This is a genomic window from Mesorhizobium sp. M1A.F.Ca.ET.072.01.1.1 (assembly GCF_004023325.1).
In the GTDB taxonomy this organism is placed as follows: domain Bacteria; phylum Pseudomonadota; class Alphaproteobacteria; order Rhizobiales; family Rhizobiaceae; genus Mesorhizobium.
The window spans coordinates 1-14,925 of the sequence record NZ_RZSF01000160.1 but is presented as its reverse complement, the minus strand read 5'-3'; the positions used below and the strand labels follow the sequence as shown (position 1 = coordinate 14,925).

Genomic DNA, 14,925 nt, shown 5'->3' with positions numbered 1-14,925 from the left:
CCGTCACCTTCATCCTGTTTTCCGAGCATCCGGCCGAGGCGGCGATCATCGAGGTCGGGCTCGGCGGCCGCTTCGATGCCACCAATGTCATTTCCCGGCCTGCCGTTTCGGTGATCATGCCGGTGTCGATGGATCACGAAGCCTATCTCGGCGACCGCGTTGAGCTGATCGCGGCCGAAAAGGCCGGCATCATGAAGCGCGGCTGCCCGGTGGTGATCGGCGCGCAGGAAAGCGAGACCGCGCTGGAGGTGCTGATCGAGACCGCCGAGCGGCTGGATTGCCCGACCGTCGTCTACGGTCAGGATTTCCTGGCCTTCGAGGAGAACGGCCGCATGGTCTATCAGGACGAGGACGGTCTGATGGACCTGCCGCTGCCGCGCCTGCCCGGTCGGCATCAGTTCGCCAATGCCGCCGCGGCGATCGCCGCGGTCAAGGCCGCCGGCTTCGAGATAAGCCATCGGGCTGCCGAAAAAGCGATGACCAGCACCGCGTGGCCGGCCCGGATGCAAAAGCTGACGCAGGGCAGGCTGGTTGAGCTTGCCCCAAAGGGCGCCGAGATCTGGCTCGACGGCGGCCACAATCCGGGCGCCGGCGTCGTCATCGCCGAAGCGCTGGCCGAGCAGGAGGAAAAGAACCCGCGCCCGCTGATCCTCATCGCCGGCATGATCAACACCAAGGACCAGACCGGCTATTTCAGCGCCTTCAAGGGGCTTGCCCGCCATGTCTACACGGTGCCGGTGAGCAAGAGCGATGCCGGTGTGCCCAATGACGAGCTCGCGCTGCGCGCCACCGAGGCCGGCCTGTCGGCCGAGCCGGTCAACTCCGTCGCCGATGCGCTGATGCTGTTGCGCGACAGCTGGGACGGTCCGGCGCCGCGCATCCTCATCGGCGGCTCGCTATATTTCGCCGGCGCCGTGCTGGACGAGAACGGCACGCCGCCGACCTGATAGCGCCGAGGCAGTCGCGAGGAGCAATCGTGATCAAGGTGAACCAGCTGGCCCACGTCTGCATCTTCGCGCATGACCTTGAGGCGACGCGCGGCTTCTACCGGGATGTGCTCGGCATGGACACGCGGTTCAACTTCCTGCGCGACGGCAAGATCTTCGGTTTCTATCTCGATTGCGGCGGCCGCAGCCATGTCGAGGTGTTCGAGAAGGCCGAAGCCCGCTACAGCGAGGCGAACCAGATCAACCACTTCTGCCTGGAGGTGGAAGACATGGACGCCGCGATCACCCATATCCGGTCGCAAGAGGTCGAGGTCACGGCGAAGAAGCTCGCTTGCGACGGCACCTGGCAGGCCTGGATCAAAGACCCCAACGGCGTGAAGATCGAGCTGTTCGAATACACGGACAAAAGCGCGCAATTCATCGGCGGCGATCGCGTCGCCGATTGGTAGCGGCGCCTGCCTCGAAGGTTATTTCAGCTCGATCTCGATAAAGGCGTATTCGCCGTCATTGGCGTTGATGACATCGTGCTCGACGCCTTCCCGGCGGAAATAGGGCGCGCCTTGCTTCATCTCCGCGAAGGATTCGCCGTCCTTGGTCACCAGCTTCACCTTGCCGTCCATCAGCGGCACGATGACATAGTCGTGGCCATGGCGGTGCCAGCCGGTGTTGGCGCCCGGGGCGAAGCGGTATTCGGTGACGATCACGCGCTCATTGTCGACGTGAACTGTGGCCTTGGCTGTTCCGGTCATGGGGCTCTCCTTTTCTTAAGGAAAGGAGATGGCTGCCCGAAGCGTCAGGGCCAGAGCGCCGTCAGCGATGGCGCCAAGGAAAAAGCCCGGCGCGATGGCCGGGCTCGATCTTTCTGATATTCGGATTGGCTCAGGCGAGGCTGCCATTGATCCAGTGCGACAGGCGGTCTTCGGTGCCGCACCCACCTTCATGTCGGCCACTTCGCCACCCTTGAAGATCATCAGCGTCGGGATCGAGCGTACGCCGTACTGGGCGGCCAACTCGGGATTCTCGTCGATGTTGAGCTTGGCGACCTTCACCTTCGAGCCGAGCTCCTTGGCGATGTCTTCCAACGCCGGGGCGATCATCTTGCACGGACCGCACCACTCGGCCCAGAAATCCACCACAACCGGCTCCTTGGCATTGAGCACATCGGCCTGGAAATTGCCCTTGTCGACCTTGACGGTGGCCATGCTGAAATCCTTTCGAAAACTCGGGTTGCACCAAATGTGGTGGCCGTGGTGGCGATGTTCAAGCAGTTCTTGTGTCACGCTCCCGTGAGTCGGGCAAGGGCACCGTCCATGGCCGCTGCCGGCAGCTCGATCAGGCGCGGCGCCTCCGTGAACAGCAGCGCGGCCGTCACCGTGCGGCCCGGATAGAGCGGCTGAAGCAGCGCGCGGTAGAGCGCAAGCTGCAGGACATAGGCCGGCGGCACTTCGGCCGGGCTGGCCGGCGCCGGCCGGTTGGTCTTGTAGTCGACGATCGAGACCGTTTCCGCAGTGACGGCCAGCCTGTCGATCTTGCCGGAGATGGAGCGCAGCTTGCCCTTCACCTCCAGGCTGCCCATGATGGCGACTTCCGCCCGCGAGGACGGCGAGAACAGCGCCCCGAAGCTTCTGTCGAACAGGATGGAAAGCACGGCTTCCAGCGCGGTGTCGCGCTCTTCGGCCGGCCAGTCGGCGCCGGCGCGCGCCAGATAGCGCTCGGCCGCGCTCCGCCTCTCGTCCTCGGCGATGCCGGGCAGCATCTGCAGCAATTTGTGCAGTGCAAGCCCGCGCATCACCGCAAAGCCTGGTTCGGTTTCCGCATCGAGCACCGGCGAGCGCGTGTCGGGCAAGCTTTCAGTCGCTTCGTCGATCAGCGCCGAGGCGCCTGAAGGCGAGAGCGGTCGCGGCAAGTCCTCATAGGGCGGGAGCGGCCGGGCCAGGTCGTCCGGCAGCGGCGCGGCATGATCGAACGGTATCGTCTCCTCAGCCTGATTGAGCGCCATCGGCGGCAGCTTGGTCATATGGAAGCGATGTACTGCCACATCGGGTGTCGCCGGATGCCGCCGTTCAGCGCTTTCCGGCGCACCCAGCAGTGCCCGGCTGACGATCGAATGCCAGGTGCCGGTGCTCGGCGCGCGCTTGCCGTGATAGCCGCAGACGATCAGCCGGTCCTCGGCGCGCGTCATGCCGACATAGAGCAGCCGCCGGTATTCGTCGTCGGCAAGCTCGCGCGCCCGCGCCGAGGCCGCTTTCGAAACGCCGTTGGCGACGTCACTCGCCGAGCGCCAGAGATAGCCCTTGCCCTTCCAATCAGCGCCCGAGCTTTCGAAGGCCATCAGCCGCGGCAGGTGCTGGTCGCTGAACGGCGCCGAGCCGCCGTCGACCAGGAAGACGACCGGCGCCTCCAGGCCCTTGGCGGCGTGCACGGTCATGACGCGCACCTCGTTGCGGGTCTGGTCCATCTCGCGCTTGATCTCCGGCCCGCTGTTTTCCAGCGTCGAGAGGAAGGATTCCAGCCCCGGCAGGCCGGTACGTTCCTCAGCCAGGCAGAAACTCAGGAACTCGTCGAGGATGTCGCCGGCTTCCGGCCCGAGCCGGGCCGTCATCTTGCGGCGCAGGCCGTCACGCGAAAGCGCGGCGGCATAGAATTCGAAGACCGGCTTGAACGCCACCTCAGTCGCCCAGCCATCGAGCCGGCTAACAACGGCAGCCAGGGCCTCGTCTCCGCCGGCATGCTGCCGGAGTGATGCGATCAGCGACTGGCCCTTTGGCCGCTCGCCGGCGAGCGTGAGCAACGTCTCCTCGGAAACCTCGAAGATCGGGCTGCGCAGCACGGCGGCCAGGGACAGGTCGTCCTCCGGCTGAATCAAAAAATGGCCGAGCGCGATCAGGTCCTGCACGGCGATATGGCCGGGAAGGCTCAGCCTGTCGGCGCCGGCGACCGGGATCTGCCGGTTCTTGAGGCTGCGCGACAGCGCGTGCACGAAGCGATCGCGCTTGCGCACCAGCACCAGGATGTCGCCGGCGGTCAGCTTGCGGCCCTTGCCTTCGATGGCCTCGCCGTGGCGCAGCCAGTTCTGGATCGTCGTTGCCACATGTTCGGCCACGCGCACGGCGGGCGCGCTGGCGTGGTTGACCGGCAAGGTCCAGTCGTCGGGCTCTTCGACCATTTCGGCGCCGATCGAGGGCCACACCTCGACATAGCCCGGCGCATCGGTGCGGATCGCCTTGTGGCTGAGCGGATCGGGATCGTGGCTGATGCCGCGCCGCACGCCTGGTTCGGCGAAGACGCGGTCGACGGCGGCGAGCACGTCGTCGCTCGAGCGGAACGACCAGGTGAGCTTCAGGTCGGCAAACGAAGCCTCCGCGTCGCGCACCCGCCCGGCAAACAAAAGCCGGCTTTCGGCAAAGGAATCGGGCGCTGCGCCTTGAAAGGAGTAGATCGACTGTTTCTCGTCGCCGACGGCGAACACGGTGCGCCGCACCGTCTCGCGCTGGCCGAGCCCGGCGAAGAATTCTTCCGTCAGCTTCTTCACCACTTCCCACTGGTCGGGACTGGTGTCCTGCGCCTCGTCGAGCAGGATATGGTCGATGCCCTGGTCGAGCTTGAACTGCACCCACGGCCCGGCATCGGGCCGCGACAGCAGGCTGACCGTGCGGGTGATCAAATCGTTGAAGTCGAGGAAACCGCGGCTTCGCTTCAACTGCTCGTAGCGGGCGATCAGCCAGCCGGCGACGGTGAGCGCGGCGGCCGTGCCTTCGAGCATGCGGAACAGCGCCAGCCGGTCCGATACATCGAGGATCGCCTTGGCCGCCGCGAGATAGCGCTCGGGCAGGTCGGGCAGCCTGTCGACCAGCGCTTTCTTGAAGATCTTCGGTGGATCGTAAGGGTCGCCATCGGAGCGCAGAAATGCCTTGGCGAGCAGTCGCAGTCGCCTGATCGGATCGGCTTCGGCAAAAGCGGTCTGCGCATAGGGCAGCACGTTGTTCAGCACTTGCCGCGCGTCGGCGGCTTCGGCGGCGCGCGCGAATTCAGCGAACTGGCTCGGCCCAAAGCCCGGCAGCGGCCAGACCGAAGCGGCAATGCCGGCTGCCGTCTGTCCGGGTTTGAAGCCGAATTCGGCGAACAGCAGCCGGAATTCCCGGTCCCTGCCCAGCTTTTCGATAAAGGCGCGCAGTTCGTCGCGCTTGCCGACGATCTCGGAGAGCAGCATGTCGAGCCCGAATTCGCCGCCGCGCTCCAGCAGCGTGGCAAAGGCTTCCGCCAGGCCTTCGACACCGGCGCCGGCACCCGAAATCATGTCGCGGCGCGCATCCGCGAAAAGCGAGGCCTCCATCTGCGGATCGAGCATGTCGAAATGCGCCGGGATGTTGGCTTCCAGCGGGAACTGATGCAGCACCGATTCGCAGAAGGCGTGGATGGTCTGAATTTTCAGGCCACCCGGCGTTTCCAGCGCCTCGGCAAACAATCGGCGCGCGCGCCGCATCGTATCGCGGTCGGCCGCCCGCCCGTCGAGCGCCGCGATCCGTGTCGCAAGCTCGGCGTCTGGAAGCGCCGTCCACTCCGACAACGTCGAGAACACGCGGTTCGACATGTTGGCGGCGGCGGCGCGCGTGTAGGTCAGGCACAGGATCTTCGACGGATCGGTGCCGTTGAGCAGAAGCCGGATGACGCGTTGCGCCAGCACATGGGTCTTGCCCGAGCCGGCATTGGCCGAGACCCAGGCGGAATTTTGCGGATCGGAAGCGCGCGCCTGGCTGGCGGCGGTGTCGGAGGGGATCGGATATCTCATCCTTCCGCCTCGTCCTCGCTTGCGCCGCCGGCCGACCATTCCAGCACGCGCGCCAGATGGTCGTAGTCGCCATCGGCCTCGCCTTCGCGGAACGGCAGCGCGCGTGACAGATAGCCGGTGGTCGGGTCAGCATAGTGGAAGAGCAGCCTTTCCAGCCGCGCCCACGCTTCCTCGGCAAGCTCGTTGGCGGTCTTCGGCTTGCGGTTGTATTCGAGGATCGATTCCTCGAACACCTCACCGTTCGGCTTCAGCCGCACGAAGGCAAGCTGCGAGGGCTCGCAGATGCCGAGCTCCTTGAAGGCGCCTCGCCGAAGAAGCGCGCCCTCGAGTGCAAGCTGCGGCGACAGAAGCGTATGCGCCTGCGCCTTCGAAGGCGAGGAACCGGTCTTGTAGTCGAGGATGTCGGCCATGCCACCTGCGAGAAGGTCGACCCGGTCGGCATAGCCCGAAAGCGTGATGCCGGTGCGGCCGACAACGGTCTTTTCGGCGCGTTCCTCGGCATAGCGCCGGGCGACGGCGTCGGCGCGGGTATGCTCCCATTCGATGATGTTTTCCGCGAGCTTTTCGAAGCGCGGCCACCACACCGCCTCGATATCGGGCGGAAGTGCCGCGTCGGCAAAGCACGCGCGACCGGCCTCGATGAGGGCTGCCAGCGCGCCCGGCGCCCTCGGATCTTCCACCCTTCGCGAAAACAAATGCAGGATTTCGTGGAACAGCGTGCCGCGTTCGGCAGCACCGGGGTCGCGGATCACCGGGTCGAGCGGCATCAGGCCGAGAATCCGCCTGGCATAGATCGCATAGGGGTCGCGGCGCAGCGTCTCGATCTCGGTGACCGAGAAATGCTGTGGCCGCAGGTGCAGCGGCGGTTTCGGCTGTGGACGGGACGCGAAATCCTTCCTGTCGCCGGCATCGAGCGCGCGCGCCCAGGCAAGCTGCGCGTCGCCGCGCCGGCGAACTGCCGTCGCCTGGTCCTTGCCGATGAAGGTCAGGATGCGCTGCAGCCAGCGCGACGGCACCGCCGGCGCGTCGCCGGATCGGGCCGAGCGCGTCAGCACCACCGTTTCAGTACCCATCGCAATCTGGAAATCATGCGCGGCAAGGCCGATGCGCCGCTCCGGCGGCTCGAGATCGATGCCGGTCTTCATCAGCCGCGACATGAACCGGTCGCTCTCGGGCTTGCGCGGCCAGACCCCTTCATTGAGGCCGCCGATGACCAGCGTGTCGACGCTTTGCAGGCGAGCTTCCAGCGCTCCCCAGATGGCGATGTTGCGGTCGGTGCCTTGCGCCGGCTTGACCGTTTCCGGCGCGATCAGCGCCTCCATCACGTCGGGCCATTCGCCCGCACCGATCATAAACGGCGATGACACGGCAACCAGCCCGCGCAGAAGCTCGGCGAGCTTCTCGCCGGCGTCGCCGGCATAGAGGCTGGTCAGGCTGTCATCGGCCGCGCGGCCGAGACCTTCCAGCGCCACGACGCTCGCCCGCGTCAATGTCGCGATATCGGCATCCTTCTCGCCGCGCATCGCAGTGAGCGGGGATAGCGCATCGGTGAGGCGATTGAGCACTGCCCGCGCCTCTTCGATACCGCGTACCGTAAGGCGCTGGAACCAGAAGGGCTGACGGCTGTCGCCGCCAAGGCCCGCGAGCCGCGTCTCGAAAAGCGCGTCGAGGGAAGCGGCGTCCGGCCGGCCGGTGCCGCCGCGCAGCGCCACCAGCTCGATCAGCTCGGCAGCCTTGCGCACGCTCTGGCGTTCGAGACCGAGGCCAAGCAGCGGATGCTTGAGCAGCGACAATAGACCCACCGGATCGCCTGGCCGGAATGCTGCGCCTAGCGCCAGCCTGAGCAGGCTGGCGGCCGGCGTGTTGGCTAGCGGCGTGCCGCCGGAATCGTCGGCGACGACGCCGAAGCGTAGCAGCTCGGCCGAGACGCGTCGCGCCAGGGCGCGGTCGCCGGTGACGAGTGCCGCGCGCTTGCCCGGCAGTTCCACTGCGCGCTTTAGCGCAATGGCAATCGCTGCCGCCTCGTCGCGCTCATTGGCAGCCTCGACCAGCGTCACGCCGGCCAGCGCCTGCTCGACATCGTTGACCGGGAAACGCGGCCGCGACTTCGTCCAAAGCTCGGTGGTCTCGGCCGGCCGCAGGGCCTCGCCGACAAGGGCGGCGCGTAATGCGAGCGGTCTTGACGCAGCGCCGATCTCCTCGACATCGCGGCGCTCAATGCCAATGCTGCCGATCAGCTTGGCGAGACCGTATTGTGGGTGACCAAGTGTTGCCGGCCGCGCGCCGGGCGCCGTTATCGCTGCGAAGGACGTGTCGTCAAGCTCGCGGTCGAGCCCGGGCAGCACGACGGTGCCGTTGGGTAAGCCGGCGATCACGGCAAGCAGCTCGGCGGTGGCGGGAATGGAGCCGGTCGAACCGGCGGCGATCACCGGTCCGGTCGGCGGACTGCGCTTCAGCCGCGCCGCTTCCAGCCGGATCAGCGCGCTGCGGTGCGCGGCCGGATTGGAGCGGTCACGCTCTTTGAGCAACTCCGGCCAGTTGTCGGTGACGATGGCGAGGAAATCGAGCGTCACCTGCCACCAGCCGGCAAGGTTGCCGGTGACCAGCGTGGCGAGCTTCGCCCAGTCCGTCCCCTCGGTCTCGATCTCGTCCATCAGCCGGGCAAGGTCGCGCGAAAGCCAGATGGCGTCGGCGGCCGAGGTCGGCACGACGAACTCCTCGCTGAAGCGAGCCTTGACATGCGCCGGCAGGCTTTCCTTCCAGGCGCGCACCAGCGGCGCCAGCAACAGCAGCCTTTCCTGCGCGGCGATCGGCGGTGCGAGGTCTATTGCCGGTGCCGCCTCGGCGTCAAAGGCGGCCTCGTCCTCGTCGAACTCGCCGAGCGGCCGCACCGTCGGCAAGATGGCCGAGCGTCTGCCGAGCATGTCGACGAAGGCGCCGCGCAGGGCGCGCGCCGCGCGCCGCGTCGGCACATAGATGGTCGCGTCAGCCAGCGCCAGCGGCTCGCCGTCGAAGCGGAAGGTTGGGATCAGGCGGCCTTCGAGCAACGCCTCCGCCAGCGTCGGCAGGAACGGCGCTCCGGACGGGATGGAAAAGACGCGGCGCGAGCCGCTCATACCGTATTAGATCGCCGTGCGCCCGTTTGAGCGCACAAACGACGATCTAACTCTTGGAGTCTATGCATCGTGCTTTCCAAAAATCGGACCCGATTTTTGGGCCGATGCGGTCGCGAGCGCGCCGGTGACCGCCGCTTCGGCCGCCGGAATGGCGTCCGGCGTCCCGACGGTGATCCAGCGGCCTCTCATCTTCATGCCGAACAGGCGGCCGGCGGCGATTGCTTTGTCGAAATAGGCGTTGATCGAATGCGGGCCTTCGGGCGCATCCTTGAAGATGCGCGGATCGATGATCGCGGCACCGGCATAGATCAAGCCGGCAGGGTCGCCTTTGGAACGGCGCAGCGCGCCGTCCGGCGCCACGAGGAAATCGGTGCCGACGCAGTGTCCGATCGCTGAGTCGAGATCGGTGAGCATCAGCAGAATATCCATTCTGGCGGCGTCCCATGCAAGGGCGAGGCGCTCGAGGCTGGGCTCGCCGCTGTCGATCCAGAACGTATCGGCATTGATGATGTAGAAGGGCTCGCTCCCCAAGAGCGGCAGCGCCTTGACGATGCCGCCGGCTGAGTCCAGCAAGCCCGCGCGCTCGTCGGAAATGTCGATCTTCGGCGCCTGGCGGCCAGCGACATGGGCGATGATCTGCTCCGGCAGGTAGTGAACGTTGACGACGGCGCTGGCGACGCCGGCGGCTTCCAGGCTGTCCAACCCCCAGTCGAGCAAGGTCTTGCCGGCGATCGTCACCAGCGGCTTCGGCATCGTGTCGGTGATGGGCCGCATGCGCTTGCCGAGACCGGCCGCAAGCACCATCGCGGTCTTCGGCTTCATGGCGAGCGCTCCTCGAGCAGGCCGTGGGCCATGTAAAATTCCTTCAGGCCGGCAAGCGCCGGATGCGCCAGCGCCCGCCTCAGATAGTCGCGGATGCGCGGCAGGTGCTTCAGATAGTAGGGCTTGCCGTCGCGCTTTTCGAGCCGCACGAAGATGCCGAGGATCTTCGAATTGCGCTGCGCCGCCATGATCGCATAGGCCTCGGCGAAGCCGGCTTCGTCGAAGGCGCCGGCCGAACGCCGCGCTGCGACATAGGCTTCGACCGTCCGCCGCTCGATCTCGGTCGAGACGGTGACACGCGCATCCATGGCCAAAGAGGCGACGTCGTAAGCCGCCGGGCCAATCAGCGCGTCCTGCACGTCGATGATGCCGAGCCGATCGAGGCCGGAACGCTCTGCCCGCCAGATGATGTTGGGCGAATGGAAGTCGCGCAGCATCAGCGTGTATTCCTGGCCCTCGAGCCGGTCGAGCACCGCGTTCCATGCCTTGTGGTAGCCTGCCCGCAATGCATCGCTTGCCGGCTGGCCGGTGACCATCGGCACATACCAATCGACCAGAAGGTCCGCTTCGATCAGCATCGCCTCGCGGTCAAAGGGCGGAACGTCGTGGTACACGCCCGGCGCGGCCTCCATGCGGTCCGGCCAGGCCTTGCCATGCATCATGGCGAGCAGCTCCGCCGCTGCCTCATAGCGCTCGACGATCGGCTGGCCGTCGCCGCCCAAAAATCCTTCCGAGCCGAGATGTTCGAGCAGCAGAAAGCCCTGGTCGAGATCCTGCGCATGGATAAGCGGCACGCTGACGCCGGCGGCGAGAAGCGCCCGGTCGATGGCGACGAAGGCGGTGACCGATTGTGCGGTGTGAGCGATCACGGCGTAAGGCTTGCCGTCCCGCACCGGCGGTCCGAGCACCAGGCGCGGCGAGTTCATCAGCACCCGCGGCGCCCGGCCGGGAAGCGAGGCGATCTCGTAGGAACGGGCGGACGCGTCGCCGACGAAATGACGGCGGCTCGCTTCGCCCCAGCCGGCCGAGGCCAGGAAATCACGCATCGCCTTCGAGCGCGCCGCGCGCTCGAAGGCGGCTCCCTGTCCGGAGATCCTTGCCGACCGGCCCGCGCCCTGCTCGATAAGCTCGACCTGGAGCGCATTTGCCGGCAGCTGGTCGCCGGCTCGGTCCGGCCATTCGATCAGTGCCGCGCCCTGCGCCAGCGCGTCGTCGAGGCCGAGCTCGTCGAGCTCGTCCGGCGAGGATAGGCGGTAGAGGTCGAAATGGTGCACGGGTATCCGCGTCTCGTAGCTCTGCACCAGCGTGAAGGTCGGGCTCGGCACTTCGAGGCCGGCGTCGTCGGCAAGCGCCCGGATGAGCGCGCGGGCCAGCGTCGACTTGCCGGCGCCGAGATCGCCTTTCAGCGCAATTGCGTCGCCAGCCCGCAGCGCCATGGCAAGGTCTTCGCCAAGCCTTGCGGTCGCCGCCTCGTCGGCGAGAAATCGTTCCAACACCGTTTCTGCCAAAGCGCGTTACTCGGCCGCTTCGCGGATGCCGCCGGAGGGCGTCTCCGGGAAGGTGCAGATCACGGTCGTGCCCTTGTCCGCGCCGGTCTCGATGCGCACCGTTCCGCCATGCAATTCGACGAAGCTCTTGACGATCGACAGCCCCAACCCGGCGCCGCGTCGGCGGCCGCCATTGGCGCGCGGCTCGAAGCGTCGGAAGACCGATTCCAGCACGTCCGGCGGCATGCCCGGCCCGTCGTCATGCACCGAAAATTCGACGCCGTCGGCCATTTGACGGCAAGCGAGCGTGATCGTGCTCGCCGCTGGGGCATAATTCGCGGCATTGCTCAAGAGATTGTAGAGGATCTGGCGGACCCGGATCTCGTCGCCGTGGAAGCTCTTCGGCGCCGATGCAGCGTCGACCTTGAGCTTGATCTGATGCTCCTCCAGCCGATCGGCGACCAGCTCGGCGGCCGCGGCGATCGTCCTGTCGATGCTCATCTCGGAAATGTCGAGCTGCATGATGCCGGCATCGACCGTCGCAAGATCCAGTATGTCGTTGACGATGGTGAGCAGCACCGAGGACGACGAGCCGACATGCTCGACATATTCGCGCTGCTTCGGCGTCAGCGGTCCCGTCGTCGGCAGCGACAGCAGTTCGGTGAAGCCGATGATGTTGGTCAGCGGCGAGCGCAGTTCGTAGGAGACGTGCTGCACGAACTCGTTCTTCAACTGGTCTGACTTCTCCAGCGCCTCGTTCCTGTCCTTCAGCGCCCGCTCGACATTGACGGTGTCGGTGACGTCGACAAAGGTCATCATCACTTGCCCGTTGGGCAGGTGGATCACGGCATAGCTCAGCACCGTGCCGTTGACGAGTTCCGCCTGGCCGTGGCGGTCGCGGCGCTCGTCGTCGAAGCCGGTGATGGCGGCGACGAAGCCGCCCCACGGACTGTCTGCCGCGCGTTGGTCGCAAAGATCGCGGATCGCCGAGACATGCACGTTAGCCTTGATCGCGTCCGGCGCCAGCCCCCACAGCGCGATAAAGGCGGGGTTGGACAGGCGCAGCCGTCCGTCCGGGCCGAACACCGCCACGCCCTCCGCCAGATTGTCCAGCGTCTCGCCCTGCACACGCACGGCGGTCTGGTAGCGGCTTTCGAGGTCCATCTTCTCGGTCAGATTCTCGAACACCCAGGTGACGCCGCCCTTGGGCTGCGGGTTGGCCACCACGCGGATCGTCTTGCCGTCCGGCAGGTGCCACCAATGCTCCTGCGATTCGACGGCGCGATAGGCGCCGAGCAGGTTCTCCTTCCAGCGCCGCCATTCCGGCTGTTCGGCGATCTTGCCTTCGCTGCGCAGCCGGTCGAGCAGCAGCGCGTTGGAGGGGGCACTGTGCAGGAAGCCGCCGTCCAGGCCCCACAGTTTCTGGAATGCCTGGTTGAAAAAGCGCAGGTTTTCATCGGTATCGAAGATCGCCACCGCCGTGTTGAGCTGGTCGAGCGTGTCGGCATGGCTGCGCACGGTGCGCTCATATTCGGCGCGGATCGTCTCGATGGCGCTGATGTCGCAGGCGAGCCCCGCCGAGCCGTCGGCGCTGGCAAAGTCGGTGACCGAAAACATGTGGCGATCACCCTCGATCACCGTCGACAATGTCTGCTCGAAGACGGGGCGCGACTTGTGCTGTTCGGCAATCTGCTCGCGCGCCTGTCCGCCGAGGAACTCCTTGGCCTCGCGCACGGCGGCCTCCGCGCTTCCCGCTTCGACAGCCTCGGCATAGGCGCGGTTGACCCATTTCAGCCGACCGTCGGCCGCCCGCAGCCATGTCGGCATCTTCAGCGCGTCGAGCAGGCCGAGCATGGTATCGTAGTCGGCGCTGAGCCGCTGGTTCTCGATCTTCAGCCGGGCCTGGCTGCGCAGCGTTTCCGACAGCGATATGAAGCGGACCAGGACATGCGCGGCGCTCTTGCGGCCATGCACCTCCAGCGGCATGCCCGCCTGCGTTTCGATGACGAGGTCGAAAGTCTTCGCCTGGTCGCGCAGCGCCGCTATGGCGTTCTCGAGCGCCGCGGCGGAGCGCGGCATCAGCCAGCGGCCGAAAGCGAGGAAGGCGGACCGCTCGTCCGGTGCGCCGCTTTCGAGCGGCAGGCTGCCGATCAGCTCCGGTTTCTTGATCTCCGAACTCCACACGACGACGCGCTGGTCGCGCAAATTGAGCAGCGCCTCGGAGCGCTGCAGGGCCGCGTTGACGTCGGCGATTCGCGCCCTGAGCTGGACATTTTGCGACGCCGTCCGTGCCCGCTCGCGGATCAGGAAGATGGCCGAGACAAGGGCTGCCCCCATGACGCCGGCAAACATGGCAAGTTGCATCACTTCGACCGTGCTGACCGCCGCGGCCACGCCCGTATCGGCATGCGCCGCAACGCTAAGCAATGGGGCGGCAGACGTGGCGGCGCCAAGAAGCGTGCCGAGACGGGCGCCGGCGCGCCATGAGAGGGCTCCGCCCGCCGCGGCGGAGCCGGTCGTGATCGAATCCTCGTGGCCGCCGGAAACGGCCTTTCCCGCGCGTGGCGGGTTATCCCCCGGCATGTCTTGGTCCTCTTCGCCGCTTGAATGCAAGACCGCCCTGAATGCGTCCCCGGCCCAACTGTCCCCGGACCGCGAATCACAACAATAACGCCTGCCGGAATCGGCGTGAAGAATCACAGGTGCAAAAAATGAAGCCGGGCGCAAAGTCAACACCCGGCTTCAATATGTTGTAGATATTTTCGTTTTGGTTAATAGCGGTAGTGCTCAGGCTTGAACGGGCCCTGCGGCGTCACGCCGATATAGGCCGCCTGCTCGGAAGAGAGCTCGGTGAGGCGCGCGCCAAGCTTGTCGAGATGTAGCCGCGCCACCTTCTCGTCGAGATGCTTGGGCAGCACATAGACCTGGTTCTGGTACTGGCCGTGCTTGGTGAAGAGCTCGATCTGAGCCAGCACCTGGTTGGTAAACGAAGCCGACATGACGAAGCTCGGATGGCCCGTGGCGTTGCCTAGGTTGAGCAGGCGGCCCTCGGACAGAAGAATCATCCGCTTGCCGTCCGGGAAGGTGATCATGTCCACCTGCGGCTTGACGTTGGTCCATTTCAGGTTGCGCAGAGACGCCACCTGGATCTCGTTGTCGAAGTGGCCGATGTTGCCGACGATCACCATGTCCTTCATCGCCCGCATATGGTCGAGCGTGACGACGTCCTTGTTGCCGGTGGTGGTGATGACGATGTCGGCGGTGGGGGCTGCGTCTTCCAGCGTGACGACTTCGTAGCCGTCCATCGCCGCCTGCAGCGCGCAGATCGGGTCGACCTCGGTCACCTTGACGCGAGCGCCGGCGCCGCGCAGCGAGGCCGAAGAGCCTTTGCCGACGTCGCCATAGCCGCAGACCACGGCGACCTTGCCGGCCATCATCGTGTCGGTGCCACGGCGGATGCCGTCGACCAGCGATTCCTTGCAGCCGTATTTGTTGTCGAATTTCGACTTGGTGACGGAGTCGTTGACGTTGATCGCCGGGAAGGGCAGCAGGCCTTTCTTCTGCAACTGGTAGAGGCGGTTGACGCCGGTGGTCGTCTCCTCGGTGACGCCGCGGATCGCTTCCTTCTGCTTGGCGAAGAAGCCCGGCGAAGCCTTCATGCGCTTCTTGATCTGGGCGAACAGGATCTCTTCCTCTTCGCTGCCCGGATTGGACAGCACGTCCTCACCCGCCTCGGCGCGCGCGCCGAGCAGAATGTACATGGT

Annotated in this window: 9 protein-coding genes and 1 pseudogene; 2 read left to right on the top strand and 8 right to left on the bottom strand. The window is 66.1% G+C overall.

Annotation, left to right across the window (positions count from 1 at the left end):
• Positions 1-947, top strand: a 947-nt coding sequence (locus tag EOA32_RS21100) for a Mur ligase family protein (RefSeq protein ID WP_128372776.1), incomplete at its 5' end; no start/stop codon positions are given.
• 29 nt (positions 948-976) lie between these two features.
• Positions 977-1,396 (top strand): VOC family protein, encoded by a 420-nt coding sequence (locus EOA32_RS21095; protein ID WP_095827279.1) that lies wholly within the window; start codon positions 977-979, stop codon positions 1,394-1,396.
• Positions 1,397-1,414: 18 nt separating this feature from the next.
• Here the strand turns inward: EOA32_RS21095 and EOA32_RS21090 are convergent, their stop codons facing one another.
• The 8 genes and pseudogenes from EOA32_RS21090 to EOA32_RS21055 form a co-directional block, all read right to left on the bottom strand.
• Positions 1,415-1,696, bottom strand: a complete 282-nt coding sequence (locus EOA32_RS21090; RefSeq protein WP_067002933.1) for a cupin domain-containing protein — start codon at positions 1,694-1,696, stop codon at positions 1,415-1,417.
• Positions 1,697-1,826: 130 nt separating this feature from the next.
• Positions 1,827-2,149, bottom strand: a pseudogene (gene trxA / locus EOA32_RS21085) (thioredoxin).
• 74 nt (positions 2,150-2,223) lie between these two features.
• Positions 2,224-5,736 (bottom strand): double-strand break repair helicase AddA, encoded by a 3,513-nt coding sequence (gene addA, locus EOA32_RS21080; protein ID WP_128372774.1) that lies wholly within the window; start codon positions 5,734-5,736, stop codon positions 2,224-2,226.
• Positions 5,733-8,852, bottom strand: coding sequence for a double-strand break repair protein AddB (gene addB / locus EOA32_RS21075; protein ID WP_128372773.1), 3,120 nt, complete (start codon positions 8,850-8,852; stop codon positions 5,733-5,735). The genes addA and addB overlap by 4 nt, the downstream gene beginning before the upstream one ends.
• Positions 8,853-8,912: 60 nt before the next feature.
• The gene (locus EOA32_RS21070) at positions 8,913-9,674 is read right to left on the bottom strand and encodes a nucleotidyltransferase family protein (RefSeq protein WP_128372772.1); all 762 of its coding nucleotides are present in this window, start codon (positions 9,672-9,674) and stop codon (positions 8,913-8,915) included.
• Positions 9,671-11,182 carry a tRNA (adenosine(37)-N6)-threonylcarbamoyltransferase complex ATPase subunit type 1 TsaE gene (tsaE, locus tag EOA32_RS21065; protein WP_128372771.1) on the bottom strand — a complete coding sequence of 504 codons (1,512 nt, stop codon included), beginning with the start codon at positions 11,180-11,182 and terminating at the stop codon, positions 9,671-9,673. Before tsaE ends, EOA32_RS21070 begins: the two co-directional genes overlap by 4 nt.
• Before the next feature lie 6 nt (positions 11,183-11,188).
• Positions 11,189-13,744 carry a PAS domain-containing sensor histidine kinase gene (locus EOA32_RS21060; protein ID WP_128372770.1) on the bottom strand — a complete coding sequence of 852 codons (2,556 nt, stop codon included), beginning with the start codon at positions 13,742-13,744 and terminating at the stop codon, positions 11,189-11,191.
• Between the two features lie 188 nt (positions 13,745-13,932).
• Positions 13,933-14,925, bottom strand: a 993-nt coding sequence (locus tag EOA32_RS21055) for an adenosylhomocysteinase (RefSeq protein ID WP_128372769.1), incomplete at its 5' end; no start/stop codon positions are given.